This window comes from Streptomyces neyagawaensis (assembly GCF_023516595.1).
Taxonomy (GTDB): Bacteria; Actinomycetota; Actinomycetes; order Streptomycetales; family Streptomycetaceae; genus Streptomyces; species Streptomyces neyagawaensis.
In genome coordinates, this window is sequence record NZ_JAMGBG010000103.1 from 65739 (window position 1) to 92721 (window position 26983).

At 70.2% G+C, this 26983-nt stretch carries 23 protein-coding genes; 7 read left to right on the forward strand and 16 right to left on the reverse strand.

Features of this window, described 5'->3' with window-relative positions; all coding sequences use genetic code 11:
- Positions 1 to 8: 8 nt before the first annotated feature.
- From qcrB to ctaE, 4 genes are all read right to left on the reverse strand, one after another.
- Positions 9 to 1649 (reverse strand): cytochrome bc1 complex cytochrome b subunit, encoded by a 1641-nt coding sequence (gene qcrB / locus M8J73_RS33145; protein ID WP_055539534.1) that lies wholly within the window; start codon positions 1647 to 1649, stop codon positions 9 to 11.
- Complete coding sequence (gene qcrA, locus M8J73_RS33150; protein ID WP_055539535.1) at positions 1646 to 2704, reverse strand: cytochrome bc1 complex Rieske iron-sulfur subunit; 1059 nt, start codon at positions 2702 to 2704, stop codon at positions 1646 to 1648. The genes qcrB and qcrA overlap by 4 nt, the downstream gene beginning before the upstream one ends.
- The gene (gene qcrC / locus M8J73_RS33155; RefSeq protein ID WP_055539536.1) at positions 2701 to 3510 is read right to left on the reverse strand and encodes a cytochrome bc1 complex diheme cytochrome c subunit; all 810 of its coding nucleotides are present in this window, start codon (positions 3508 to 3510) and stop codon (positions 2701 to 2703) included. The genes qcrA and qcrC overlap by 4 nt, the downstream gene beginning before the upstream one ends.
- 98 nt (positions 3511 to 3608) lie before the next feature.
- Entirely contained in the window at positions 3609 to 4229 is a 621-nt protein-coding gene (ctaE, locus tag M8J73_RS33160) for an aa3-type cytochrome oxidase subunit III (RefSeq protein WP_055512653.1), read from the reverse strand.
- A 154-nt stretch (positions 4230 to 4383) separates the two neighbouring features.
- On the opposite strand from ctaE, the gene M8J73_RS33165 reads away from it, so the two are divergent.
- Positions 4384 to 4785, forward strand: a complete 402-nt coding sequence (locus M8J73_RS33165) for a response regulator (RefSeq protein ID WP_055539537.1) — start codon at positions 4384 to 4386, stop codon at positions 4783 to 4785.
- A 41-nt stretch (positions 4786 to 4826) separates the two neighbouring features.
- Here M8J73_RS33165 and M8J73_RS33170 read toward each other — a convergent pair whose 3' ends face one another.
- The 4 genes from M8J73_RS33170 to ctaC form a co-directional block, all read right to left on the reverse strand.
- A complete protein-coding gene (locus tag M8J73_RS33170; RefSeq protein WP_055539538.1) occupies positions 4827 to 6074 on the reverse strand; it encodes a L,D-transpeptidase in 1248 nt (415 codons plus the stop codon).
- A gap of 129 nt (positions 6075 to 6203) precedes the next feature.
- A complete protein-coding gene (locus M8J73_RS33175; protein WP_055539539.1) occupies positions 6204 to 6602 on the reverse strand; it encodes a cytochrome c oxidase subunit 4 in 399 nt (132 codons plus the stop codon).
- The gene (gene ctaD, locus M8J73_RS33180) at positions 6599 to 8344 is read right to left on the reverse strand and encodes an aa3-type cytochrome oxidase subunit I (RefSeq protein ID WP_055512660.1); all 1746 of its coding nucleotides are present in this window, start codon (positions 8342 to 8344) and stop codon (positions 6599 to 6601) included. The genes M8J73_RS33175 and ctaD overlap by 4 nt, the downstream gene beginning before the upstream one ends.
- On the reverse strand, positions 8341 to 9300 hold the full coding sequence (ctaC, locus tag M8J73_RS33185; protein WP_055539540.1) for an aa3-type cytochrome oxidase subunit II: 960 nt from the start codon (positions 9298 to 9300) through the stop codon (positions 8341 to 8343). Before ctaC ends, ctaD begins: the two co-directional genes overlap by 4 nt.
- A gap of 306 nt (positions 9301 to 9606) precedes the next feature.
- Here ctaC and M8J73_RS33190 point away from each other — a divergent pair, with 306 nt between their 5' ends.
- A complete protein-coding gene (locus M8J73_RS33190) occupies positions 9607 to 10983 on the forward strand; it encodes a cysteine desulfurase/sulfurtransferase TusA family protein (RefSeq protein WP_055538081.1) in 1377 nt (458 codons plus the stop codon).
- Between the two features lie 24 nt (positions 10984 to 11007).
- Here M8J73_RS33190 and M8J73_RS33195 read toward each other — a convergent pair whose 3' ends face one another.
- Positions 11008 to 11982 carry a carbohydrate kinase family protein gene (locus tag M8J73_RS33195; protein WP_055538082.1) on the reverse strand — a complete coding sequence of 325 codons (975 nt, stop codon included), beginning with the start codon at positions 11980 to 11982 and terminating at the stop codon, positions 11008 to 11010.
- Positions 11983 to 12117: 135 nt separating this feature from the next.
- Between M8J73_RS33195 and M8J73_RS33200 the strand changes: the two genes are divergently transcribed.
- Complete coding sequence (locus M8J73_RS33200; protein WP_055538083.1) at positions 12118 to 12327, forward strand: hypothetical protein; 210 nt, start codon at positions 12118 to 12120, stop codon at positions 12325 to 12327.
- Positions 12328 to 12441: 114 nt separating this feature from the next.
- Complete coding sequence (locus M8J73_RS33205; RefSeq protein WP_055538084.1) at positions 12442 to 14208, forward strand: hypothetical protein; 1767 nt, start codon at positions 12442 to 12444, stop codon at positions 14206 to 14208.
- Positions 14209 to 14308: 100 nt separating this feature from the next.
- Here M8J73_RS33205 and M8J73_RS33210 read toward each other — a convergent pair whose 3' ends face one another.
- Entirely contained in the window at positions 14309 to 14665 is a 357-nt protein-coding gene (locus tag M8J73_RS33210; protein WP_055512670.1) for a HesB/IscA family protein, read from the reverse strand.
- 318 nt (positions 14666 to 14983) lie between these two features.
- On the opposite strand from M8J73_RS33210, the gene nadA reads away from it, so the two are divergent.
- A complete protein-coding gene (gene nadA, locus M8J73_RS33215; protein ID WP_055538085.1) occupies positions 14984 to 16168 on the forward strand; it encodes a quinolinate synthase NadA in 1185 nt (394 codons plus the stop codon).
- 45 nt (positions 16169 to 16213) lie between these two features.
- Here the strand turns inward: nadA and M8J73_RS33220 are convergent, their stop codons facing one another.
- The 6 genes from M8J73_RS33220 to M8J73_RS33245 form a co-directional block, all read right to left on the reverse strand.
- Positions 16214 to 18421 (reverse strand): serine/threonine-protein kinase, encoded by a 2208-nt coding sequence (locus tag M8J73_RS33220; protein ID WP_055538086.1) that lies wholly within the window; start codon positions 18419 to 18421, stop codon positions 16214 to 16216.
- A 209-nt stretch (positions 18422 to 18630) separates the two neighbouring features.
- Positions 18631 to 21753: an efflux RND transporter permease subunit gene (locus tag M8J73_RS33225; RefSeq protein ID WP_055538087.1), complete on the reverse strand. Its 3123-nt coding sequence runs from the start codon at positions 21751 to 21753 to the stop codon at positions 18631 to 18633.
- A 155-nt stretch (positions 21754 to 21908) separates the two neighbouring features.
- A complete protein-coding gene (locus tag M8J73_RS33230) occupies positions 21909 to 22598 on the reverse strand; it encodes a response regulator (RefSeq protein ID WP_249829444.1) in 690 nt (229 codons plus the stop codon).
- 22 nt (positions 22599 to 22620) lie between these two features.
- Entirely contained in the window at positions 22621 to 23856 is a 1236-nt protein-coding gene (locus tag M8J73_RS33235) for a sensor histidine kinase (RefSeq protein WP_249829445.1), read from the reverse strand.
- Between the two features lie 247 nt (positions 23857 to 24103).
- Positions 24104 to 24382, reverse strand: coding sequence for a PspA-associated protein PspAA (pspAA, locus tag M8J73_RS33240; RefSeq protein WP_055522016.1), 279 nt, complete (start codon positions 24380 to 24382; stop codon positions 24104 to 24106).
- Positions 24383 to 24418: 36 nt separating this feature from the next.
- Positions 24419 to 25213 carry a PspA/IM30 family protein gene (locus M8J73_RS33245; RefSeq protein WP_079049790.1) on the reverse strand — a complete coding sequence of 265 codons (795 nt, stop codon included), beginning with the start codon at positions 25211 to 25213 and terminating at the stop codon, positions 24419 to 24421.
- 333 nt (positions 25214 to 25546) lie between these two features.
- Between M8J73_RS33245 and M8J73_RS33250 the strand changes: the two genes are divergently transcribed.
- Entirely contained in the window at positions 25547 to 26176 is a 630-nt protein-coding gene (locus tag M8J73_RS33250; RefSeq protein ID WP_107424167.1) for a DUF3043 domain-containing protein, read from the forward strand.
- The gene (locus M8J73_RS33255; protein WP_249829449.1) at positions 26173 to 26970 is read left to right on the forward strand and encodes a class I SAM-dependent methyltransferase; all 798 of its coding nucleotides are present in this window, start codon (positions 26173 to 26175) and stop codon (positions 26968 to 26970) included. Before M8J73_RS33250 ends, M8J73_RS33255 begins: the two co-directional genes overlap by 4 nt.
- The last annotated feature ends 13 nt before the right edge of the window (positions 26971 to 26983 follow it).

Sequence of the window (26983 nt, forward strand, 5' to 3'; positions counted from 1 at the left end):
GCGGGGGATCAGTGGTGGCCGTGGCCGCTCGTGATCTCCTTGTACTCCTCGACGCTGGGCTTGAGGATCTGGTTGTCCTCGCCGTAGTAGCCCTTGCTCAGCTTGGCCCGCAGCTTCTCGCGACGCGTGATCTTGCGGGTGACGCCGTTCTCGTCGACCGCGGGACCGATCTCGGCCGGCTTGTACTGCTCGTGCGCCGTGAGCGTGTGCAGCTGCTCCTGGCTGAGCGGCTCGTGGACCTCGATGAACTCACCGTGCGGCAGGCGCTTGATGATGCCGGTCTCGCGACCGTGCAGGATCTTGTCCCTGTCGCGGCGCTGGAGGCCGAGGCAGATGCGCTTGGTGACGATGAACGCGAGGACCGGCGCCACGAAGAACGCGATCCGGACGAACCAGGTGATGGCGTTGATCGACAGGTGGAAGTGGGTCGCCCAGAGGTCGTTTCCACCACCGATCAGCAGAACCATGTACCAGGTGATCCACGCGACGCCGAAGGCCGTACGGGTCGGGGCGTTGCGCGGGCGGTCCAGGATGTGGTGCTCGCGCTTGTCGCCGGTGACCCAGGACTCGATGAACGGGTAGACCGCGATCGCGACCAGGACCAGCGGGAAGATCACCAGCGGGATGAACACACCCAGGACGAGCGTGTGACCCCAGAAGTTGATCTCCCAGCCCGGCATCACACGGATCAGGCCCTCGGAGAAGCCCATGTACCAGTCGGGCTGGGCGCCGGTCGACACCTGGTCCGGACGGTAGGGACCCATCGTCCAGATCGGGTTGATCGTGGCGATCGCCGAGATGATCGCGATGACACCGAAGACCAGGAAGAAGAAGCCTCCGGCCTTGGCCATGTACACGGGCAGCAGCGGCATGCCGACGACGTTGTTGTTCGTCTTTCCGGGGCCCGCGAACTGCGTGTGCTTGTGGTAGAAGACCAGGATCAGGTGCGCCACCACGAGGCCGAGCATGATGCCGGGCAGCAGCAGCACGTGCACCGAGTAGAACCGGGCCACGAAGTCGCCGCCGGGGAACTCCCCGCCGAAGAGGAAGAACGACAGGTACGTGCCGACGATCGGCACGGACAGGACCGCGCCCTCCATGAAGCGGACACCGGTGCCGGAGAGCAGGTCGTCCGGGAGCGAGTAACCGGTGAAGCCGGTGAACATGCCGAGGACGAACAGCAGGAAGCCGAACAGCCAGTTGACCTCACGCGGCTTGCGGAACGCGCCGGTGAAGAACACGCGCATCATGTGCACGAACATGCCGGCGAGGAAGACCAACGCGGCCCAGTGGTGGATCTGCCGGATCAGCAGACCACCGCGCACCTCGAACGAGATGTGCATGGTCGAGTTGAACGCCTCGGACATCAGCTGGCCCTGCAGCGGGACGTACGGGCCGTGGTACTCCACCTCGTTCATCGACGGGTGGAAGAACAACGTCAGGTACACACCCGTGAGGATGATGATGATGAAGCTGTAGAGGCAGACCTCACCCAACATGAACGACCAGTGGTCGGGGAAGATCTTGCGCATGTTGGCCTTGGCCAGGGAGTAGATCCCGAGCCGGCCGTCGGCCCAGTCGGCGACGCGCTCGCCGGCCGGTGCCTTCCCGCGCTTGTCGCGCGAATCGGTGGTGGTTGCAGTGCTCATCCGCGCTCCCAGAAGGCAGGACCGACGGGCTCTTCGAAGTCGCTCAGGGCTTCGAGGTAGCCGTCTTCGCCGACCGTGATCCGCAGCTGCGGCAGGGCGTGACCCGCGGGACCGAAGATCACCTGGCCCGCGTCGGCGAGGTCGAAGGTGGACTGGTGGCAGGGGCAGAGCACGTGGTGCGTCTGCTGCTCGTACAGGGAGATCGGGCAACCGACGTGGGTGCAGATCTTCGAGTAGGCCAGGATGCCCTCGTGACCCCACTCCAGTGACTTCTTGGACTTGATGTTGTCCGGCTGGATCCGGACGATCATCAGCGCGTCCTTGGCGATGTTCTTCTGGAAGTCGTGGTCGTGCTCGTCGAGGCCGGCCGGCATGGCGAAGGTCAGCGACCCGACCGCGACGTCCGAGGGACGCAGCGGCTCGCCCGTGTTCATGTTGACGAGCTTCTTGCCCTTGGCCCAGGTGGTGTGCCGCAGCTTGGTGCCGGGCAGCGGACCGAGGTCGCGCAGCAGGACGACACCGGAGAGCGGGACCATCGCCATCGCGCCGAGCATCGTGTTGCGCACCAGCTTGCGGCGGCCGATGCCCGACTCGGCGGCACCCTGCTTGAAGTCCGCGTGGACCTTCGCGCGGACCTCGGGAGAGGCCTCGATCGGGTGACGCTCGTCGGCGACCTCCACATCGGACATCAGGGTGCGGGCCCAGTGGACCGCGCCCGCGCCGATGCAGAACAGGGCCAGGCCCAGGGTGCCGCCCAGCGCGAAGTTCAGCGCGCTGATGTGCCCGATCGGCCAGACGTAGATCGACCGGTCGACGGGGATCGCGACATACGAGGCGATGAACGCGATGGTGGACAGCATCGACACCGTGAACAGCAGGGCGACCGTGCGCTCGGACCGCTTGGCGGCCCGCTCGTCGATGTCCTGGATCCGGTGCTCGTGGGGCGGGAGGCCGGGGTCCGCGAAGGGGTTCTCCTCGTCCGCGACCTTCACCGCGCCGTGCGCGTCGCCCTGCTCAGCAGGCAGGTTCTCTTCTGGAATGTCTTGGCTACTCATGACTTCTTGGCCTTTGCGGTCCGAGCGGCGACCCACACGGCGACAGCGATCAGCGTGCCGAGACCGAAGACCCAGCCGAACAGGCCCTCGCTGACGGGACCGAGTCCGCCGAGGCTGAGGCCACCGGGCTCCACGGTGTCATCGCTGTTGACCGCTTCGAGGTACGCGATGATGTCCTTCTTGTTCTCCTCCGACAGCGTGGTGTCGGGGAAGGACGGCATGTTCTGCGGGCCGGTCTGCATGGCCTCGTAGATGTGCTTCGGGTCGACACCCTCAAGGCTCGGCGCGTACTTGCCCTCGGACAGCGCACCGCCCTTGCCGGTGAAGTTGTGGCACTGAGCGCAGTTCGTCCGGAACAGCTCGCCGCCCTCGGCGATGTCCGCGCCCTCGGGGTTGTACGCGTTCTCGGTCGGGATCTCGGGACCGGCGCCCAGCGAGGCGATGTACGCCGCGAGCTGGTCGATCTCGGCCTGCGAGTAGATGTTCTTCTTCTTCGGGACCTGCGCGCCGGGCTGCTGCGCCGGCATACGGCCCGTGCCGACCTGGAAGTCGACGGCAGCCGCGCCCACGCCCACCAGGCTCGGCCCGTCGGAGGTGCCCTCGCCGCCCTTGCCGTGGCAGCTGGCGCAGCCCACCAAGTAGAGCTTCTTGCCCTCCTCGATGGTGAGGGTCTGGGCGGTTTCATCGGCCTGCGCCTTGTCCGCGGGCGCGAAGGCGGTGTACAGCCCCCCGGTGGCCGCCAGCGCGATGAGTAGGACGACGACCGCCGCCAGCGGATGGCGTCGTCGTACGGAGAGCTTTTTCACGGATTACCCCGGTGTCAGGATCTTCTGCGTCGGTGCTTCTGGAAGGGTCGTTCTCGGGATCGAGGCGGGCGTACGGTCCGCCCGGCTCGTCCGCCCGATTACTTGATCATGTAGATCGTGGCGAAGAGGCCGATCCAGACGACATCGACGAAGTGCCAGTAGTAGGACACGACGATGGCCGCGGTCGCCTGCTCGTGGGTGAACCTCTTGGCCGCGTAGGTGCGCCCGAGGACCAGCAGGAAGGCGATGAGGCCGCCCGTCACGTGCAGGCCGTGGAAGCCGGTGGTCAGGTAGAAGACCGAGCCGTACGGGTCGGACGAGAGCGACAGGCCCTCGTGCTTGACCAGCTCGGTGTACTCGAAGACCTGACCGCCGATGAAGATCGCACCCATCACGAACGTGACGATGAACCACATCCTGAGCTTCTTCACGTCCCCGCGCTCGGCGGCGAACACGCCGAGCTGGCAGGTCAGGGAGGAGAGCACCAGGATCGTGGTGTTGGTCGCCGAGAACGGGAAGTTCAGGGTGTCGGCCTTCTCGGCCCAGAACGTCGGACCAGTCACCGATCGCAGGGTGAAGTACATCGCGAAGAGGGCCGCGAAGAACATCAGCTCGGAACTCAGCCAGATGATGGTTCCGACGCTGGTGAGGTTCGGCCGGTTGACCGACGGGTGCGCGTGCCCGGTATCTACTGTCGTTGCTGTCGCCACGACCGACATTATGTCGGTCGCTTATCCCGCCCTCACTCCGGGGGGTGCCGTTCGGAGTGTTGCTCCCTTCCGTACCGGTGCTGACGTGGGGTTCAAGGGAGTAGCATCCGCGCATCGGTCCCTGTCCGTACGACGTCTGAATCTTCTGCGTAACGGAGGAACAATGCGCCCGACCGCCACGGTGCTGGTGTACAGCGACGACTCCAACACCCGTGAACAAGTACGGCTGGCGACCGGCCGGCGCCCCGCCCCGGACGTTCCGTTCGTGGAGTTCCTCGAGTGCGCGACCCCCGCGGCCGTAGTGAAGGAGCTGGACAAGGGCGGTATCGATGTCTGCGTCCTCGACGGTGAGGCCGTGCCCATGGGGGGCATGGGCCTGTGCCGCCAGATCAAGGACGAGGTCTTCGAGTGCCCGCCGGTGCTGCTGCTGATCGGCCGGCCGCAGGACGCGTGGCTGGCGACGTGGAGCCGCGCGGACGGTGCGGTGACGCTGCCGGTGGACCCGGTGGAGTTCGCGTCGGCGCTGGCGTCCCTGCTGCGCCGGAAGCGGGCGCTGAGCGCCTAGGCCGTACTCGCCCGCGCCCCTGAGGGGGCGCGGCCCTTCCCTCACGCCGATTCGGGGCGCAGGCGGGCCTGGATCTCGGAGCGGGGGGCCTGCTTGGTGCCGGCCGTGAGGGCGCTGCCCTCGCGCCACTTCTGCCAGTCGAGGTTCCAGTCGCCGAAGCCGTTGCCGAAGGGGGCCATCATGTCGCCGGCGGAGTTGACGACCTTGACTATGTCGCCCTCGTTGATCGTGTCGTAGAACCACTCGGCGTTGTCGCTGCTCATGCCGGTGCAGCCGTGGCTGACGTTGGCGTAGCCCTGGGAGCCGGTGGACCAGGGGGCGGCGTGGACGTACTCGCCGCTGTTGGTGACCCTGACGGAGTTGTGGACGACCAGGTCGTAGAAGTCCGAGGCACCTATGCTGGCACTGGTCATACGTACGGTGCCTTCCTTGGCCAGGACGACCTTGACGCCGTTGCGGGTGTCGTAGCCGGGCATCCCCGTGGTGACCGGTATCTCCTTGATGACCTTGTCGTTCTTGTAGACGGTCATCCGGTGCGCGGCGGCGTCCGTGACAGCGACGATCTTGTCGCCGGTGGTGAGCGTCAGGGGCTCGGCCTTGCCGCCCCAGAGACGGTCACCGATCTTTATGCCCTCCAGGTTGCTGCGGACCTTGATGGTGGCGCCCGCGGGCCAGTACTCCTTGGGGCGGTAGTGGAGCTTCTTGTCGTCCACCCAGTGCCAGGCGCCCTCCGCGGCGGGCATGGACTCCACCTTGAGCGCGCGTTCGACGACTGCCCTGGCCGCCTTGTCCTTGACGGCCCTGCTGAGTTCGGCGGTGACGGGCTGGCCGACTCCGTACTTGCCGCCCTTGGGGCCGAAGGTGACGGTCAGGCGCTTCTTCGCGAGCGGCCGACCGGTGTCGAAGGACCGCTCCTCGCGGCCGGGGGCTCCGTCGTCGTCCTCGGTGCTCACCCGGACCGTGTAGCGGGCGTTGGCGGCGAGCGGTGAGGTGGAGTGCCAGCGGCTGCCGTCGGCGGAGAGTTCGCCCGCCACATAGCGTCCTGCGGCGTCCACGGCGGTGACGTCGGTGAGGCGTGCGTCGTCCTCGGCGGTGACTTCCAGGGGCTTGTCCGGGTCGGCCTTCTCGCCGTCGCCGGAGGGGGTGTTGAAGGAGACCTGGTCGGCCGCGTCGTACGGCTTGCCCGAGAGCGGGTGCCCGCCGGAACCGCAGGCGGTGACGCCCGCTCCCAGCGAGACGACCAGCAGGGTGCAGCTGACGACCGTGCGGTTTCGCGGTGTAGTGCTCATGGCTTCAACGTAGGAACGGCCGTCGGGCGCGGCGCGCCGAGTGGGCCGAGTGAGGGACACGCGATGCGGCAAACGAGGGAAGCCCGGACCTCCTGTGGGAGTGTCCGGGCTTCCGCCGCTCAGCGCGTGTTACTGGTTCTGGTTCTCTCCGCGGTAGTACTCGAAGACCCAGCCCCACAGGCCGACCAGGATGACCGGCAGGGAGAAGTACAGCAGCCACCAGCCGAAGACGACGCCCAGGAAGGCGAGCGCGCCACCGATGCCGAGGGAGAGCGGCTGCCAGCTGTGCGGGCTGAAGAAGCCCAGCTCGCCCGCGTCGTCCGCGACGTCGGCCTCCTTGTCGTCCTGCGCGCCCACGTCGACCCGCCGGGCCGTGAAGGCCAGGTAGTAGCCGACCATGATGCACAGGCCGAAGGCCAGGAAGAGCGCCGTGGTACCGGCCGGCTCCTTCGACCACACGCCATAGACGATCGCCATGGCGAGGACGAAGACGCTCAGCCAGATGAACATCTTGCCCTGGATCTTCACTTGCCGGCCTCCTTGCCGCTGCCGCTGCCCGCGAGCTCGTTGGCGCGGGGAGCGCCGTGCGCGAGCTGCTCGAGCGCGGCGATCTCCGGGTGGTGCAGGTCGAACGCCGGGGATTCGCTGCGGATCCGCGGCAGGGTGAGGAAGTTGTGCCGCGGCGGCGGGCAGGAGGTCGCCCACTCCAGGGAACGGCCGTAGCCCCACGGGTCGTCGACGCCGACGGGCTTGCCGTACTTGGCGGTCTTCCACACGTTGTAGAGGAACGGCAGGATCGACAGGCCGAGCACGAAGGAGCTGATCGTCGAGATCGTGTTCAGGGCGGTGAAGCCGTCGGCCGCCAGGTAGTCGGCGTAACGACGCGGCATGCCCTCGGCGCCCAGCCAGTGCTGGACGAGGAACGTGCCGTGGAAGCCGATGAACAGCGTCCAGAACGTGATCTTGCCGAGGCGCTCGTCGAGCATCTTGCCCGTCCACTTCGGCCACCAGAAGTGGAAGCCGGAGAACATCGCGAAGACGACGGTGCCGAACACCACGTAGTGGAAGTGCGCCACGACGAAGTACGAGTCGGAGACGTGGAAGTCCATCGGGGGCGAGGCCAGGATGACACCGGTCAGACCACCGAAGGTGAAGGTGATCAGGAAGCCGGTCGCCCAGAGCATCGGGGTCTCGAAGGACAGCGAGCCCTTCCACATCGTTCCGATCCAGTTGAAGAACTTCACGCCGGTCGGTACGGCGATGAGGAACGTCATGAAGGAGAAGAACGGGAGGAGCACGCCACCGGTGACGTACATGTGGTGCGCCCACACCGTGACGGAGAGGCCGGCGATCGCGATGGTCGCGCCGATCAGGCCCATGTAGCCGAACATCGGCTTGCGGGAGAAGACCGGGATGACCTCGGAGATGATGCCGAAGAACGGCAGGGCGATGATGTACACCTCTGGGTGGCCGAAGAACCAGAAGAGGTGCTGCCAGAGCAGTGCGCCGCCGTTGGCCGCGTCGAAGACGTGGGCCCCGAACTTGCGGTCCGCCTCCAGGGCGAACAGCGCGGCCGCGAGGACCGGGAAGGCGAGCAGGACCAGGACACCGGTCAGCAGCACGTTCCAGGTGAAGATCGGCATGCGGAACATGGTCATGCCCGGTGCGCGCATGCAGATGATCGTGGTGATGAAGTTGACCGAGCCGAGGATCGTGCCGAAGCCGGAGAAGGCCAGACCCATGATCCACATGTCGGCGCCGACACCCGGACTGCGGACCGCGTCCGACAGCGGGGAGTAGGCGAACCAGCCGAAGTCGGCCGCACCCTGCGGGGTGAGGAAGCCGGCCACCGCGATCAGCGAGCCGAAGAGGTACAGCCAGTACGCGAACATGTTCAGCCGCGGGAACGCCACGTCGGGCGCGCCGATCTGCAGCGGCATGATCCAGTTGGCGAATCCGGCGAACAGCGGCGTCGCGAACATCAGCAGCATGATCGTGCCGTGCATCGTGAACGCCTGGTTGAACTGCTCGTTCGACATGATCTGCGTGCCCGGACGGGCCAGCTCGGCGCGCATGAGGAGCGCCATGACGCCGCCGATGCAGAAGAACGCGAACGACGTGACCAGGTAGAGCGTGCCGATCGTCTTGTGGTCGGTGGTCGTCAGCCACTTGACGACGACCTCACCGCGGCGCTGGCGCCGGACGGGCAGCTCGTCCTCGTAGTGGGACCCCGCCGCCGCGGCACCCTGAGGTTCGTTGAGGATGCTCACAGTACGTTCGTCTCCCGGTTCTTCTCGTGCTTCGTCTGCTCAATACCGGCCGGGACGTAACCGGTCTGGCCCTGCTCCGCGAGCTCCTTGAGGTGCTGCTCGTAGCGCTCGGGGGAGACGACCTTGACGTTGAAGAGCATCCGCGAGTGGTCCACACCGCACAGCTCGGCGCACTTGCCCAGGAAGGTGCCCTCCTGGTTGGGGGTCACCTGGAAGGCGTTGGTGTGGCCCGGGATGACGTCCTGCTTCATCAGGAACGGCACCACCCAGAAGGAGTGGATGACGTCACGCGAGGTGAGGACGAAGCGGACCGTCTTGCCCTTGGGGAGCCAGAGGGTCGGGCCGGGGTTGCCGGTCTGCGGGTTCTTGTCACCGGGGATACCGCAGGTGTAGACGCCGCCGGCGTTGGCCGGGAAGTCCTTCTTGTACCGCTCCGGGATCGCGGCGAGGTTGGCGTCCTTGGCCGCGTCGCCGGTGGAGCCGTCGACGTTCTCGATGTAGTTGAAGCACCAGCTCCACTGGAAGCCGACCACGTTGACCGTGACGTCGGGCTTCTTGGACGTGTCGAGGAGCTTCGACTCGTCGCGGGCGGTGAAGTAGAACAGCACCGAGACGATGATCAGCGGAACGACCGTGTACAGCGCCTCGATGGGCATGTTGTACCGGGTCTGTGGGGGAACCTCGACCTTGGTGCGGCTGCGCCGGTGGAAGAAAGCACTCCACAGGATCAGGCCCCAGACCAGTACGCCCGTGGCGAGCGCGGCCGCCCAGGAACCCTGCCACAGGGAGAGGATCCGCGGAGCCTCTTCCGTGGTCGGGGTGGGCATACCAAGGCGAGGGAAGTCCTTGTATGTGCAACCGGTGGCGGTCGCCAGGACCAGGCCCGCAGTCAGTGCCTGCAGCAGCTTCCGCCGCATCGGGCGCCGCGGCGAGCGGTCGGAGCCGTTGGGACTCACGTAGCGCCTTCCCGAGAGTCTCGCCCGCGCAGGTCAGGCTGCGGCCTTCTCGCTGGTCGGTCGCCGCCCTGCGGCGGGCAGGGGTTTGGATGTTTATGCGGACCAAACCCTACTGGACGCGATTTGGGGTCGCGCGGGGAGGGGGGCCCAACTCGCCGGGGGTCACTTGGAGCGGCTACCTGGGGGTGTCGGGTGCGCCTAATAGCTCGGCAGTTCGGAGGTTTTGGCGGGTGCACGAGAATTGTGGTTGTTCGCGCAGTTCCCCGCGCCCCCATTTCACTCGCCCCGAGGCTTTAGCGTTGACCTGTGGCGTACTTCGACTCTGCTTCCTCCGCTCCCCTCCATCCCGTGGCCCGGCAGGCGCTGTTGGCCTCCCTGGACGAGGGGTGGGCCGATCCCGCCCGGCTGTACCGGGAGGGGCGGCGGGCGCGGATGCTGCTGGACGCCGCCCGTGAGGCGGCCGCCGAGGCCGTGGGGTGCCGGGCGGACGAGCTGGTCTTCACCTCGTCCGGGACGCGCGCGGTGCACTCCGGGGTCGCGGGGGTGCTGGCGGGGCGTAGGCGCGTGGGACGACACCTGATCGTGTCGTCCGTCGAACACTCTTCGGTGCTGCACGCGGCGGAGGTCCACGAGACCGCGGGCGGGACGGTCACCCGGGTGGTGGTGGATCGGTCGGGGGCGGTGTCCGCGTCCACGTTCGCCGAGTCCCTGCGCCCCGACACCGCGCTGGCCTGTCTGCAGTCCGCCAACCACGAGGTGGGGACGGAGCAGCCGGTGGCCGAGGTGGCGGCGGTGTGCCGGGAGGCGGGGGTGCCGCTGCTGGTGGACGCCGCACAGTCGCTGGGGTGGGGCCGTGTCGACGGGGACTGGTCGGTCCTGACCGGGAGCGCCCACAAGTGGGGCGGCCCGTCCGGGGTGGGGCTGCTCGTCGTGCGCAAGGGGGTGCGGTTCGCGGCCCAAGGGCCCGCGGACGAGCGGGAGTCGGGCCGGGCCGCCGGGTTCGAGAACATCCCGGCGATCGTGGCGGCGGCCGCCTCGCTGCGGGCGGTGCGGGCGGAGGCCGAGGCGGAGTCCGTACGGCTGCGGGAGTTGACGGAGCGGATCCGGACGCGGGTGCCGGCGCTGGTGCCGGACGTGGAGGTGGTCGGGCATCCGGAGCGGAGGCTGCCCGGTGTCGTCACCTTCTCCTGTCTCTATGTCGACGGGGAGACATTGCTGCACGAGCTGGACCGCGAGGGATTCTCCGTGTCGTCCGGGTCCTCCTGCACGAGCAGCACGCTGACGCCGAGCCATGTGCTGCGCGCCATGGGGGTCCTGAGCGAGGGCAACGTACGGGTGTCGCTGCCGCCGGGCACCGCGGAGGAGGACGTCGAGCGGTTCCTTGCGGTGCTGCCGGGGGCGGTCGAGGCGGTGCGGGAGAAGCTGGGCGCGCCCACCCCGGCCGCCGTGGTGCGCGAGGACGCCCTCGTCGTGGACGCCCTCGGCAAGCGGTGCCCCGTCCCCGTCATCGAGCTGGCGAAGGTGATCACGGACGTCCCCGTCGGCGGCACCGTCCGCGTCCTCTCCGACGACGAGGCGGCCCGTCTGGACATCCCGGCGTGGTGCGAGATGCGGGGCCAGGAGTATGTCGGAGAGGAAGCGGCGGAGCGGGGCTCGGCCTACGTGGTGCGCAGGGTGGCGTGAGCCGTCAGGGGGTTGGCCGGGCCGTCAGGCGAGGTGGGCCTTGACCTCGGCGGCGGCCTCGTCGCCGTACGCCTTGGTGAACCGCTCCATGAAGTGGCCGCGGCGCAGCTGGTACTCCTGGGTGCCCACGGTCTCGATGACCAGCGTGGCGAGCATGCAGCCGACCTGGGCCGCGCGCTCCAGGGAGACGCCCCAGGCGAGCCCGGAGAGGAAGCCGGCACGGAAGGCGTCGCCGACGCCGGTGGGGTCGGCCTTGCGCTCCTCGTCCGGGCAGCCGACCTCGATCGGGTCGTGGCCGACGCGCTCGATGCGGACGCCCCGCGCGCCGAGGGTGGTCACCCGGTGGCCGACGCGGTCGAGGATCTCCGCGTCCGACCAGCCGGTCTTGGACTCGATGAGGCCCTTCTCGTACTCGTTGGAGAAGAGGTAGGTCGCGCCGTCCAGCAGTATCCGGATCTCCTCGCCCTCCATGCGGGCGATCTGCTGGGAGAAGTCGGCGGCGAAGGGGATGCCGCGCGAGCGGCACTCCTCGGTGTGGCGGAGCATCGCCTCCGGGTCGTCGGCGCCGATGAGGACCAGGTCGAGGCCGTCGACGCGGTCGGCGACGGTCTTCAGCTCGATGAGGCGGGCCTCGCTCATGGCACCGGTGTAGAAGGAGCCGATCTGGTTGTGGTCGGCGTCGGTGGTGCAGACGAAGCGGGCGGTGTGCAGCGTCTCGGAGATACGCACGGAGGCCGTGTCGACGCCGTGCCGGTCGAGCCAGGCGCGGTACTCGTCGAAGTCGGAGCCGGCCGCGCCGACCAGGATCGGGCGGGTGCCGAGCTGTCCCATGCCGAACGCGATGTTCGCGCCGACACCGCCCCGGCGGACGTCGAGCTGGTCGACGAGGAAGGAGAGGGAGACCGTGTGCAGCTGGTCCGCGACGAACTGGTCGGCGAAGCGGCCCGGGAAGGTCATCAGATGGTCGGTGGCGATGGAGCCGGAGACTGCGATACGCACGGCGAGGACACACTCCTGCGAAGGGAGAGGGGATTGACAGTTCACGCTACCGGGTCGCCGGGGCCGTCAGAAGCAGGCAGAACTACCCGATAGTAGGTCTTTCTTCGTGGGGTTCCCGGTGCGTACGGTGCCGATATGACGAACCCGAAGATCCACGGCACCGTCCCGTTCGACCCGGACGGCGGCCTCGCGGCGCTGCGCGGCGACTGCGCCCGGATGGCTCCGCACTGGGCGGCCCCCGCGAAGGTCATTACGGCTCCGGTGCCCCCTTCGCTCATCCACGGGGTGTCGGTTCCCGCGGCCTCGGCGCGGCTGGTGGACGCGATGTCGGACTACGGCGACTGAGGGGTCCGCCGCGCGTCCGCTCGGCGGACAGGGAACCGTCGGCTCCTCCGCCGCGTCCCATCGCTGTCCCCCGTATAGGGGAGGCGGTGTACGACCAGCCGAAGGAGCGATGCGGTGAACGCCGAGCGACCCGACCACCCCGAGAACCCGGACGAGGGCACCCGGCCCGACACGACCGAGGAGATCAGGGCTGCCGGGGACCGGGCCGAGGGGGTCGAGAAGACCGACCCGGCACAGGCCGAGGAGGCCCCCGCCACGGGTCCCGGTGACGACGAGGCGCGCGCCCGTTCGGCCGGTCCCGCGGACGAGGACGGCGACGAGCGGCCCGGACCCGCGAAGGTCGTGGACGACGGCGGTGACGACCGGGGCGGTCCGGACGAGGGCGACGAGGCGCGGGAGGCCCGAACGGCCGACGAGTCCGAGGTCGCCGAGGTCGGGCGGGGCGATGTCGGGCAGGCCGAGGCCCCCGACGTCGAGGACGCACCGCGGGCGGCGCGGCGGCGGTCCCGCGTGGTCGTGGCCTCCGTGGCCGCTGCGGTGCTGCTCGTCGGCGGTGGTGGGGCGTTCCTCGCGGCGACCACGTCCGGCGGGTCCGGCGATGGCTCCGGGCGCTCGGCCGGGTCCGACGGTACTCCTCCGCCGCTGGCGCTCGACGGATACGGCGGCGGCGGTTCGAACGGCATCGCCCCTGGTGAACCCGACCCCAACGGGGTGACGTACCGGGCCGACGGCAAGCTGCCCGACGGCCCGGACTCGGCCCCCGTGTACCGGGCCGAGGGGCAGGTCACGGCCGCCGAGGTGGCGCGGCTCGCCAAGGCGCTGGGCGTCGAGGGTGGGCCGAGGGCCGAGGGCGAGAGCTGGCGGGTCGGCACCACGCGCGACGGATCGGGCCCCACCCTGCACGTCGGCAGGCAGGCGCCGGGCGCGTGGACGTTCAGCCGGTTCACACCGGGCACCGACAACTGCCAGAAGGTCGACGTCTGCACCGCCGTGCCCCCGGCCGGCGACACCGACCCGGTGAGCGAGGCGGCGGCACGGAAGGCGGCGACACCGATCCTCAAGGCCGTCGGCCAGGACGACGCCAAGCTCGACGTCTCCCAGCTCCTCGGCACCGTCCGCGTGGTGAACGCCGATCCCGAGGTCGGCGGGCTGCCCACGTACGGCTGGGCGACCAACCTCCAGGTCGGCGCCGACGGCACGGTGGTCGGCGGCAGCGGCAATGTGAAGGCGCCCGTGAAGGGCGACACGTACCCGGTGGTCGACGCGGAGCGGGCGCTGAAGCTGCTGAACGACTCGGGGCAGGGCGTCGGCCCCGCCCGCGAGGACGTCACGCCGTCGCCGTCGATGCCGCGGACCCCGCCGGTGCGGGTCGAGGACGCGGTGTTCGGGCTTGCCTCCCACCAGGTCGGCGGCCGGCCGGCGCTGGTGCCGTCCTGGCTGTTCGAGGTGCGGCCGCGGAAGGCCGCGGCCGGCTTCACGGTGACGCATCCGGCTGTCGACCCGAAGTACCTGACCCCCTCCGAGCCGGAGGGGGAGCCGACCGAGGGGCCCGAGGACCCGAACGTCCCCGGTGACCGGCCGCCGGCCGACCCCGCGTCACGGAACGTCCCGGTGCAGGGCTACACCGCCGACGGCAGGGAGCTGACCGTCAGCTTCTGGGGCGGGGTGTGCAGCGAGTACACGGCCACCGCGACCGAGAAGTCGGGCGAGGTGACGGTCACCGTGACCGGCACCTCCCAGCCCGGCCGGGTCTGCGTCATGATCGCCAAGGCGATGGAGCGCACCGTGCGACTGGACGGGCCACTGGGCGACCGCGAGGTGGTCGGGCCGGACGGCGAGGAGATCCCCGAGGGCGGGATCCGGGAGATGCAGCCGCAGTAGGGCCGGCCGCGAGCCGCGAACGGACGAAGGCGGCGTCCCCGTCGGTGGGGGACGCCGCCTTCGTCGTGCTCAGCGCGCGCCGTACGGCGTGCGGGCGGGCTCAGCTGAAGGAGTCGCCGCAGGCGCAGGAGCCGGTCGCGTTCGGGTTGTCGATGGTGAAGCCCTGCTTCTCGATGGTGTCGACGAAGTCGATGGTGGCGCCGCCGAGGTAGGGGGCGCTCATGCGGTCGGTGGTGACCTTCACACCGTCGAAGTCCTTGACGACGTCACCGTCGAGCGAACGCTCGTCGAAGAAGAGCTGGTAGCGCAGGCCGGAGCAGCCGCCGGGCTGGACGGCGACGCGCAGCGACAGGTCGTCACGGCCTTCCTGGTCGAGCAGGGCCTTGACCTTGGCCGCGGCGGCGTCGGTCAGGATGATGCCGTCGGTGACGGTGGTGGTCTCGTCCGATACGGACATCTACATCTCTCCCGGGTTGTACGGAGACTGCTTGCCGACGGGTGCAACCGCCGGGGTCCCGGATTCATTCCGTCCGGGGCGAGCGGATTTCCACCGCGTCCTTCTTCATGCTCGCACATGGCCCGCGCGTCGGGCACCGGCCACGGCGGGCCCGTCCGGTCCGGCCGCCGGGATTCATGTCACATCGACGCTATGGGCATCGTCAACGTGACGTGAAGCGGTTATGATAGATAGCGTCATTTCGACGAAAAGGCTAGCCCGCATGTCCCGTCGGCTCCCCTCGGGCCGGCGAGCCGCAGAACAGAAAGGGTGCGTGTCGTGACCACCGCCCAGACCCCGGAGCTCGACGTACAGCCGACGCCCCTCGCCCTGCTGCTGCTCGGCCGCGAGGCCGACCCGAGGAGCGAGCGTGGAGTCGACTGCCCCGGCGACCTCCCCTCTCCCTCCGACCCCGACCTGGTGGAGCGTGCCCGGGCGGCGAAGGCGAAGCTCGGCGACAAGGTCTTCGTGCTCGGCCACCACTACCAGCGCGACGAGGTCATCCAGTTCGCGGACGTCACGGGCGACTCCTTCAAGCTGGCCCGGGACGCGGCGGCGCGGCCCGAGGCCGAGTACATCGTCTTCTGCGGTGTGCACTTCATGGCCGAGTCGGCGGACATCCTGACCTCCGACGACCAGAAGGTGGTCCTGCCGGACCTCGCCGCCGGGTGCTCCATGGCCGACATGGCCACCGCCGAGCAGGTCGCCGAGTGCTGGGACGTGCTGACCGAGGCCGGGGTGGCCGAGCAGGTCGTGCCGGTGTCGTACATGAACTCCTCCGCCGACATCAAGGCGTTCACCGGCAAGCACGGCGGGCTCATCTGCACCTCGTCGAACGCGAAGCGGGCCCTGGACTGGGCCTTCGAGCAGGGCGAGAAGGTGCTGTTCCTGCCCGACCAGCACCTGGGCCGCAACACCGCGGTGCGGGACATGGGCATGTCTCTGGAGGACTGCGTCGTCTACAACCCGCACAAGCCGGGCGGCGGCGTCACGGTGGAGCAGCTGCGGGCCGCGAAGATGATCCTGTGGCGGGGCCACTGCTCGGTGCACGGCCGCTTCAGCCTGGACTCCGTGAACGACGTGCGGGCCCGCATACCCGGGGTCAACGTCCTCGTCCACCCCGAGTGCAAGCACGAGGTCGTGGCGGCGGCGGACTACGTCGGCTCCACCGAGTACATCATCAAGACTCTGGAGGCGGCCCCGGCCGGTTCCAAGTGGGCCATCGGCACCGAGCTGAACCTGGTACGGCGGCTGGCGAACCGTTTCGCGTCCGAGGACAAGGAGATCGTCTTCCTCGACAAGACGGTCTGCTTCTGCTCGACCATGAACCGCATCGACCTGCCCCACCTGGTGTGGACGCTGGAGTCGCTGGCGGAGGGCACCCTCGTCAACCGGATCGAGGTCGACAAGGAGACCGAGGCGTTCGCGAAGCTGGCGCTGGAGCGGATGCTGGCCCTGCCGTAGCCCGCACGGATGCCGGCGCCGGCGTGGCCCGCACGCGCCGCGCGCTCACCCCGAGACGGGCTTCCGCTCGGGGTGAGCCGGGTCCAGTGAGCAGAGGGTGCCGTCGGAGACCGCCACGACCAGCGCGCCGCGGTAGAGCATGGCCCGCTGCCGGGACGAGCCTATGAGGGCGGGCGCCGTGCGGGGCAGCGTCTCCCACAGCAGAGTGCCCCTGCTCTCGTCGAGGGCCGCGATCCGGCCGCTGGAACTCACCAGGTAGACGGTGCCCGTGCGCCGGTCGTGCACCGGGGTGCCCGGCTTCTCCAAGCTGGTCCTGGCCCGCCACAGCCGCTCGCCCGTCCGCGGCGAGACGGCGGTGACCCGGCCGCTGGACTCGGTGAACAGCACCTTCCCGCCGGCCATCGCCGGCCTTCCCTCGTACAGCTCGGGCAGTTTGACGGTGGTACGGGCACCGCTGTCCGGGTCGACGAGCACGAAGGACGTGAAGCCGCTGTCGACCGAGGTGTCGGGGGCCCGCTCCAGGGCCAGGGCCACCCGCCCGTCGTACTCCCCGAGGAGGGTGGCGTCGAGCGGGACCTTCAGCCGCCGGGCCGATCCGTCGGTCGTGTCCACCGCCACGAGCAGGGCGTGCCCGATCTGGGCCCGCGCCTCCCGGGTGTTCGGGACGCAGTACGCGTACAGGCGCGTGTCCGCCGTCGTGGTCTGCTCACAGTTGTGGCCCGCGGGGAACTCCACGGTCCAGCGCGCGGCACCGGAGCGCGGCGCCCGGGCCGTCGCCGTGCGTCCGCCGGCTTCGGAGGCGAGGACGAGGTCGCCGGTGAGGACGAGGGGAGGGGGAAGCTCGGTGTTGGTGACCTCACGGGTCCACCGCCTCTCGCCCGTCCCGGCGTCGAGGGCGAGGAGGTAGGAGGGACTCTGGACCGGCGCGTCGGAGCTCACCGACTGGTGCACCAGCACGATGCCGTCCCGGACGCCGAGGACCGACGAGTAGTACAACCTCCGCTCCGTGTCGGCCGGGGCGGTGTCCGCGCGCCACACCGTTCTGCCGGAGCGGCCGTCCACCCGGACCGGCAGGATCCCGTCGCCCCCGCAGTAGACGGCGTCCCCGCCGACCACGCACTCGGGGTCACTGCCCGACATGCCGTTGTCCGCCTCCAGCGGCTTGCGGGCCCCGGACGCCGCGGTCTCGTACACCGTCGTCTGCCAGGGTTTCCAGCCGCTCGGGGGCGCCACCCAGCGGGAGGTCGGGGACCGCTCGGGGGTCTTCGCCTCGCCGCTCTCCGCGAAGCCGGGCGCCAGCAGCAGATAGGCCGTCAGCGCGAGGGCCAGCACGCCGACGGTTCCGGCCGCGGCCAGCACGGGGCGGCGCCGGAACCGGCGGCCGGGACGGGTCACCGCGTGGACGTCCGCGGCCGGTGTCACGGTCGCCGGCTCCTCCGGGTCGCCCTCGGGCAGGACCGCCGCGAACGCCTCCGCCAGCTCGTCGAGGCCGGGGCGGTCGGCGGCGTCCTTGGCGAGGCACTGCTCCAGGATCGCGCGCAGGGCGAGCGGCACCTCGTCGAGGACGGGCGCGTCGTGGATCACCCGGTACGCCGTCAGATAGGGGCTGTCGGCGTCGAAGGGGCCTTTGCCGGTGAGGGTGTACACCAGCAGGCTGCCGAGGGAGAAGACGTCCGAGGCGGGGCCGACCGTGCGGGCGTCGGTGAGCTGCTCCGGGGACATGAAGGGCGGGGTGCCGATCATCTGGCCGGTCTCGGTCAGGGTGTGGTTCTCGGCGGCGCGGGAGATGCCGAAGTCGATGACGCGGGGGCCGTCCCCGGCGATCAGGACGTTCGCCGGTTTCAGGTCGCGGTGCACGACACCGGCGCGGTGGATCTCGCGGAGCGCCTCGACCAGGCCGAGGGCCAGGCGGCGCAGTTCGGTATCGCGCAGCGGGCCGCGGTCGCGGATCCGCTGGGCGAGCGAGGAGCCGGGCACGTACTGGGTGGCCATCCAGGGGCGCACGGCCTCCGGGTCGGCGTCCACGACGGACGCCGTGAAGGCCCCGCTGACCCTGCGCACGGCTTCGATCTCCTGCCGGAACCGGGTGCGGAAGACGGCGTCCTCGGCGTACTGGGCGTGCACCACCTTCACGGCGACGTCGCGCCCCGACCGGGTCCTCGCCCGGTAGACGACGCCCATGCCTCCGGTGCCGAGCCGGTCGACCAGCCGGTAGCCGCCGACCGATTTCGGGTCGTCGCTGTGCAGCGGCACGCCCGCATCCCTCCCCCGTGCGACCTGTGCAGGCCATGAAGGCCGTGAAGCTGTAAACCGTGCGGCCGTGAAGCCGTTGGGCCGTGAAGCCCGTGAAGCCCGTGAAGCCCGTGAAGCAGTCGAGCGTCAGGATACGTAATCCGGGGAAGCGCGACGGCCGGGCACCGGTACCTGTCGGTCCGGTGCCCGGCCGTGCCGGTCGCGGGGTGTCAGACCCCGGCGGTCTCCGTCCGCTCGGAGCGGGGCTCCGTCGCGGCGGACGCGGCGCCCGCGCGCTTCAGGGCCTTCTTCTTCGCCCGGCGTTCCTTGCGGATCTCGACCATCGTGTAGAGGGTCGGGACCAGCAGCAGGGTGAGCAGGGTCGAGGTGATCAGACCGCCGATCACCACCACGGCCAGCGGCTGCGCGATGAAGCCGCCCTCGCCGGTGATGCCCAGGGCCATGGGCAGCAGGGCGAAGATCGTCGCCAGGGCCGTCATCAGGATCGGGCGGAGGCGGTGGCGGCCGCCCTCGACGACCGCCTCGACGGTGCTGTAGCCCTGTCGCCGGTACTGGTTGATCAGGTCGATCAGCACGATCGCGTTGGTGACGACGATGCCGATCAGCATCAGCATGCCGATCATCGCCGGGACGCCCATCGGGGTGCCGGTGGCGACCAGCAGTCCGATGGCGCCGGTGGCGGCGAACGGGATGGAGACCAGCAGGATCAGCGGCTGCACCAGGGACCGGAAGGTCGCCACCAGCAGCATGAAGACGATGGCGATCGCCGCGAGCATCGCGAGGCCCAGCGAGGCGAACGCCTCGTCCTGGTCCTGGGAGACACCGCCGATGTCGGCGGTGGCGCCCGCGGGGAGCGTCAGTCCGTTCAGCTTGGCGGTGAGGTCCGCGCTGACCGCGCCCGTGTTGTCGCCCTTCGGCTTCGCGGTGATCGTGGCGGCCCGCTGGCCGTCGATCCGGGTCATGGAGACCGGGCCGTCCACCAGCTCGACGTCCGCGATGGCGCCGAGCTTCACCGGGCCGAGCCGCAGGTTCTTCAGCTCGTCCAAGGTGTCGGCGGGCTTCGCCGACTTGATGACGATGTCCCGCTCGGTGTCGTCGAGGATCGCCCGGCCGCTGGTCGTACCGCGGACGGCCTGGGCGACGGCGGCGCCGAGGGTCTGGTCGTCGAAGCCGGCCGCGGCCGCCTTGTCCGTGGCCCTGACCGAGATGCGGGGCACGCTCTGGGAGAGGTCGCTGGTGACGTCGCTGACGTTGTCCAGCGTCGCGACCGCGTCCCGGACCTGCTCGGACGCCTTGCGCAGGACGTCGGCGTCGGCGGCCTTCACGACCACGCTCAGGTCCTGGCTGCCGAAGGCGTCACCGACCGCGATGGTCGTCGTACCGATGCCGGACAGGTCCTTCAGACCGTCCTCGACGCGCTCCTGGACGTCCTCGGCGGTCGCCGAGTCCTCCAGCATCACGCTGTACGAGGCCTGGTTGGAGTCGGTGCCGCCGCCGAAGGCCGCCATGAAGCCGGAGGAGCCGATGGTGACCTGGTAGTCCTTGACGCCCTCGGTACCGGCGAGCAGCTTCTCGACCTTCTTCGTCTGCTCGTCCGTCGCGGCGAGGCTGGTGCCGGGCTTCAGCTCCTGCTTGATGCTGAGGACTTCCTGGTCGCCCGGGTCGAAGAAGTTGGTCTTCAGCAGCGGGGCCATGCCGAACGTGCCGAGCAGGACGACCACCGCGATGACCACGCTGGTGAGGCGGCGCCGGGTCGCGAAGCGCAGAACGGGCACGTAGAAGCGCTGGAGGCGGCTCTTCGCCTCCTTCTCCTCGGCCTTGCGGCGCGCCTCGTCGGCGTCCTCGGGCGTGCCCTTCGGGGCGCGCAGGAACCAGTACGACAGAACGGGCACGACCGTCAGCGAGACGAGGAGGGAGGCCAGCAGGGCCGCCGTCACCGTCAGGGAGAAGCTGCCGAACAGCTCGCCGACCATGCCGCCGGTGAGGCCGATCGGGAGGAACACGGCGACCGTCGTCAGCGTGGACGAGGTGACCGCGCCGGCGACCTCGCGGACCGCCTTGAGGATGGCCTCCTGGCGCTCCTCGCCGTAGCCGAGGTGGCGCTTGATGTTCTCCAGGACCACGATCGAGTCGTCGACGACGCGGCCGATGGCGATGGTGAGCGCGCCGAGGGTGAGCATGTTCAGGGAGAGGTCGCGGGTCCACAGGACGATCAGGGCGAGGACCACCGACAGCGGGATGGACACGGCCGTGACGAGGGTGGAGCGGACCGACGCGAGGAAGACCAGGATGACGAGGACCGCGAAGAGCAGACCGAGCGCGCCCTCGGTGGTCAGGCCCTCGATGGACTTGGAGACCGCCGGGCCCTGGTCGCTGACCACGGTGACGGTGGCGTCCGAGCCGAGGTCCCGGCGCATGTCCGCCAGCTTGCCCTCGACGGCCTCGGAGATGGCGACCGCGCTGCCGTCGCGGTCCATGGTGACCATGACCGCGAGGCTGGGCTCGCCGTTGGTGCGGGTGAGGGAGTCGGCCTTGGCCTCCTCCTCCTTGACGGTGGCGACGTCGGCGAGCCGTACGGGCTTCTTGCCGCCCTCGCGCCGCACCCGCAGGTCCTGGATCTGCTTCAGCGACGTGTAGCCGCCGCCGACCTGGACGGTGCGGTTGGCGCCGCCCTCGTCGAAGGAGCCCGCGGGCAGGGTGACGCCGCCGGCCTGGAGGGCCTGGGAGAGGGCCATCGTGGTGAGGCCCGCCTTCGCGAGCTTCGCGTCGTCGGGGGTGACGGTGACCTGGACGTCCCGTACGCCGTCGACGGTGACCTGGCCGACGCCGTCGATGTCCTCCAGGGTGGGGACGACCGTGCGGTCGATCCGGTCGGCGAGGGCCTGCTGGTCCTGGTCGGAGGTGACGGCGAGGACGACGGTCGGCATGTCGTCCGTCGAGCCGGCGATCACCTGCGGGTCCACGTCGTCCGGGAGCTGCGCGCGGACCCGGTTGACGGCCTGCTGGACGTCGGCGACGAGCTGGTCGGTGCCGGGGCCGTAGTCGAAGGACGCCATGATCAGGGCGTTGCCCTCGCTGGCGGTGGACGTGACGCCCGTGATGCCGTCGACGGCTTCGAGGCTGTCCTCGATGGGTTCGACGACCTGCTTCTCGACAACGTCCGGGGAGGCACCCTGGTACGGCGCGAGCACGGACACCATCGGCAGTTCGATGGTGGGCAGCAGCTGCTGTTTGAGCTGGGGTATCGCGATCGCCCCGAAGGCGAGCGCGATGATCGACACCAGACCGACGAGGGCCCGTTGCGCGAGGCTGAACCGAGACAGCCAGGACATGGGTGACCGGATCTCTCTTCTTGTGGCAGGAGCGGAGGACGAGCGCCGATGTGCGCTCACCCCACACCCTGGGCCATGGAGGAGCCCGATCCGTCGCTCCGCAGGTCCATTTCCTTATCCCGCGCATACTCCGGCCGCAGTAGTGCGGGTGGAGTTCACTCCACCCTTGGGCGTACCAGGCCCGACTCGTACGCGAAGACCACCAGCTGGGCCCGGTCGCGGGCGCCGAGCTTCGCCATGGCCCGGTTGACGTGCGTCTTCACGGTCAGCGGGCTCACCTCGAGGCGCTCGGCGATCTCGTCGTTGGACAGGCCCGCGGCGACATGGACGAGCACCTCGCGCTCCCGGCCGGTCAGGGTGCCGAGCCGTTCGGAGCGGGCGGTGTCGGTGTCGTCGTCCCCGTCGGGGTCGTCCGACTGCGCGAGGAAGCGGGCGATCAGACCCTTGGTCGCGGACGGCGAGAGCAGCGCGTCCCCGCCGGCGGCGACCCGGATGGCGTTCAGCAGCTCGTCCGGTTCGGCGCCCTTGCCGAGGAAGCCGGAGGCGCCGGCGCGCAGGGACTGCACGACGTAGTCGTCGACCTCGAAGGTGGTGAGGATGACGACCCTGACCTGGGCCAGCTCGGGATCGGCGCTGATCATCCGGGTGGCGGCCAGTCCGTCGGTGCCGGGCATGCGGATGTCCATCAGGACGACGTCGGCCCGCTCCTCCTTGGCCAGGCGCACCGCCTCCGCGCCGTCCGACGCCTCCCCCACGACCTCCATGTCCGGTTCCGAGTCCACGAGCACCCGGAAGGCGCTGCGCAGCAGGGCCTGGTCGTCGGCGAGCAGGACGCGGATGGTCATACGGGGTCCCCCGGTGCGGTGGTCAGGGTCGCGCGGGTGCTTCCGCGCGGGCCGTGCGGCTGGTGAGCGGCAGGATCGCATGGACGCGGAAGCCGCCTCCGTAGCGGGGGCCGGTGGTGAGGGTGCCGCCGAGGGCGGTGACGCGTTCGCGCATGCCGAGGAGGCCGTGCCCGCCGCCCGCGCCGCCGGAGTCCGGGCCGCCGGGGTTCCGGGCGCCGTCGTCGAGGACGGTGATCTCCACGTTCGGTCCCACGCGGACGACGCTGACCTCGGCCTTCGCCTGCGTCCCCGCGTGCTTCTGCACATTGGTGAGGGCTTCCTGGATGACGCGGTACGCGGCGAGGTCGACGGCGGCGGGGAGGGTGCTGCCCTCGTCGGCGCGGACCACGTCGACAGCGAGGCCCGCGCTGTGGAAGGTGCCGACGAGTTCGGCGAGCCGGGTCAGGCCGGGGGCGGGTTCGGTGGGGGCCTCGGGGTCGCCGGACTGGCGGAGCAGGCCGACCGTGGCGCGGAGTTCGCCCAGCGCGGAGCGGCTGGCCTCACGGACGTGGGCGAGGGCCTCCTTGGCCTGGTCGGGCCGCTTGTCCATGACGTGCGCGGCGACACCGGCCTGCACGTTGACCAGGGCGATGTGGTGGGCGACGACGTCGTGCAGGTCGCGGGCGATCCGCAGGCGCTCCTCGGCGACCCGGCGGCGGGCCTCCTCCTCGCGGGTGCGTTCGGCTCGTTCGGCGCGTTCCCTTATCGCCGCGACGAAGGCCCGGCGGCTGCGGACCGCGTCGCCGGCGGTGGCGGCCATGCCGGTCCAGGCGAAGATGCCGATGTTCTCCTGGTCGTACCAGGGGGCGGGGCCGACGAGCATGGCCGTGGCCGTCAGGACGGTCATCGTGAGGAGGCCGACGCGCCAGGTGGTGGGGCGGTCGGTGGTGGAGGCGACGGTGTAGAGGGCGATGACGGCGGCCATCGCGACGGGGGCGCGGGGGTCGCCGGTGAGGAGCTCGGTGAGGGCGAGCGCTGAGGTCGCCGCCAGGACGGGCAGGGGGGAGCGGCGGCGGGCGACGAGGGCCACGGCGGCGAGCACCATGAGGGTGACGCCGACGGCGTCGGGGGTGCGGGTGCCCCACTTGTCGGGGTGCTGGGCGTGGGGGTCGACGAAGGAGCCGGCGAGCATGCAGGTGAGGACGCCGAGTGCGAGGGCCGCGTCCAGCGCGAGGGGGTGCGCTGTCAGCCAGGTCCTGGTGCGCTGGAGGGTACTCACGGGGGATTACGGTACGGGCACCTTGCGGGGGGCGGTAGCCGTGGGGCGCCCTGGCCGGCCCTCCCCCAAGCTCTCGGCTTCGCTCGGAGCAGGGGAGACCCCCATCCAGGGGCTGCCGCCCCTTCGGCCCCTCCGGGGCGGCCTTCCGGCTCGGGGGGCGGGTCCGTCGGCGGGTGCGGGTCCGTGGGGGCTTGTCGCGCAGTTCCCCGCGCCCCTGGGAAGGGGGCTGCGCCCCTTCCCGCTGCGGCTAGCCCGGGATCAGGCCGTCGTCGCTCAGCATGTCCCGGACTTCTTCCAGGGTCGCGTCGGGGGACGGGAGGATCAGCTCGGAGGGTTCCAGGGCGTCGTCCGGGAGGGCGGTGCCCAGTTCCCTGACCTTGGACAGGAGGGCGTGGAGGGTGCGGCGGAAGCCGGGGCCGTCGCCGCTCTCCATCTCGGCCAGTAGCTCGTCGTCCAGCTTGTTCAGCTCGGCGAAGTGGCTGTCGGCCAGCTCCACCTGCCCCTCCCCCATGATCCGTACGATCATGTCGCCCTCCTCAGGCACGGGACTCACACGGGATGACTACTGCTTGTCGAAGCGGGGGGTGTCCTGGCGCTGGGACTGCTGCTGGGCGGAGCCCTGGCCGCCCTCGATGGCCTGCTGCCCGGACGTGCCGCCCGCCAGCTCCGCCTTCATGCGCTGGAGTTCCAGCTCGACGTCCGTACCACCGGAGAGGCGGTCCAGCTCGGCCTGGATGTCGTCCTTGTGCATCCCGGACGGGTCATCGAGGGCACCGGAGGCGAGCAGTTCGTCGATGGCGCCGGCGCGGGCCTGGAGCTGCGCCGTCTTGTCCTCGGCGCGCTGGATGGCGAGACCGACGTCGCCCATCTCCTCGGAGATGCCGGAGAAGGCCTCCCCGATGCGGGTCTGGGCCTGGGCGGCGGTGTAGGTCGCCTTGATCGTCTCCTTCTTCGTGCGGAAGGCGTCGACCTTGGCCTGGAGCCGCTGGGCGGCGAGGGTGAGCTTCTCCTCCTCGCCCTGGAGGGTGGAGTGCTGGGTCTCCAGGTCCGTCACCTGCTGCTGGAGCGCGGCACGCCGGGAGAGCGCCTCGCGGGCCAGGTCCTCACGGCCCAGCGCGAGCGCCTTGCGGCCCTGGTCCTCCAGCTTCGAGGACTGGGACTGGAGCTGGTTGAGCTGGAGTTCCAGACGCTTGCGGGACGTGGCCACGTCGGCCACACCGCGCCGCACCTTCTGGAGCAGCTCCAGCTGCTTCTGATACGAGTAATCGAGGGTCTCGCGCGGGTCCTCGGCCCGGTCAAGGGCCTTGTTCGCCTTCGCGCGGAAGATCATCCCCATACGCTTCATGACACCGCTCATGGGCTTCGCGCGCCCCCTTCTGACGGACTCCAGCTCACCGGTCTCTCGACAGAACCCACAGTACGGGCCCTGCATCCATTACCGCACTGTTCGGGGACGGATGCGCTCCTCCCCAAGGACGACTGTGGACGGCTCCGATCCGGCGTAAGGAGTAGGTGTCCCCCGGGGTCGTGTACGGACGGACCCCCGGAAAGCATCGGCTCCCCTACGGACGAATCTTCACCGCACTCCCCCGTTTCCGTCGCTCCGGTTCCCCGGTCCACTTTCGGTCCCGTTCTGTCCCCAGCACAGACGCCGGGTGTTGCCGGATCGTTCCCCACGGGACTGGGGTCCATGCCCCGGCACCCCGTACCCTTGGGTTTTGTGTTTCGTAGCCGCGCCAAGAGCGAGAAGGAAGCGGTCGCCGAGAAGGCGTCGGTGACCGACTCCAAGCAGACCCGTGACCCGCAGGCCCCCAAGGGGCGGCCCACTCCCAAGCGGAGTGAGGCCCAGTCCCAGCGTCGCAGCGTCGCCAACACGCCGACGTCACGCAAGGAGGCAGCCAAGCGTTCCCGTGACGAGCGGCGCGCCGCGCTGGAGAAGCAGCGCCAGGCGCTGGCCACCGGCGACGAGCGCTATCTGCCCGCGCGGGACAAGGGCCCGGTCCGCCGGTTCGCCCGCGACTACGTGGACTCGCGTTTCCACATCGCCGAGTTCTTCCTGCCGCTGGCCGTCCTCATCCTCGTGCTGAGCATGGTGCGGGTGCCGGCGCTGCAGAACATCGCGCTGCTGCTGTGGCTGTTCGTGATCATCCTGATCGTGGTCGACTCGATCGGCCTGGCGATCCGCCTGAAGAAGCAGCTGAACACCCGCTACCCCGACCAGAACAAGAGGGGCGTCGTCGCCTACGCCCTGATGCGCACCCTCCAGATGCGTCGCCTGAGGTTGCCGAAGCCGCAGGTCAAGCGCGGAGAGCGGCCCTGAGCACGACGGCTTTCTCCGGGGACGCCGCCGAGGCCTGGCTCAACCGGCTGGGGACGCTGCGTGAGGTCGTACGACAGGAGCTGGTGGCCCGCCAGGTCGACGAGCAGATAGCCGCCCGCTTCCCCGTGGGGCAGCGGCTGCGGGTGCTCGACGTCGGGATGGGGCAGGGCACACAGGCGCTGCGGCTGGCGCGGGCCGGGCACAAGGTGACCGGGATCGAGCGGGAGCCGCGGCTGATCTCCGTCGCGCGGGAGGCGCTGGCCGCGGAGCCCGAGGGCATCCGCGGCCGGATGCGCATCGTCGAGGGCGACGGCCGGGACACCGGTGTGCACTTCCTGCCGGGCGGCTTCGACGTGGTCCTCTGCCATGGCGTGCTGATGTACGTCGAGGAACCGGACGCCCTGCTGGCGGGGCTGGCCCGGATGCTGGCGCCCGGGGGGCTGCTGTCGCTGCTCGTGCGCAACGGCGACGCGCTCGCGATGCGGGCGGGGCTCGCCGGGGACTGGGCGGGGGCGCTCGCGGCGTTCGACACGACCGCGTACCGGAACCGGCTGGGCCTCGATGTGCGGGCGGACCGGCTGGACGCGCTGACGGACACGCTCGGAGGGATCGGGGCGCCGCTGCACGCGTGGTACGGGGTGCGGGTGTTCACGGATCTGGCGGCCGACGACGCGGTGGTGCCGGAGAGCCGGGAGGCTCTGGAGGCGTTGCTCGCGGCGGAGGAGCGGGCCGGGCGGACGGATCCCTATCGGCAGGTGGCGGCGCTGCTGCACCTGTGCGGGGTGCGGGGCTAGGTTGCCGCCCCCG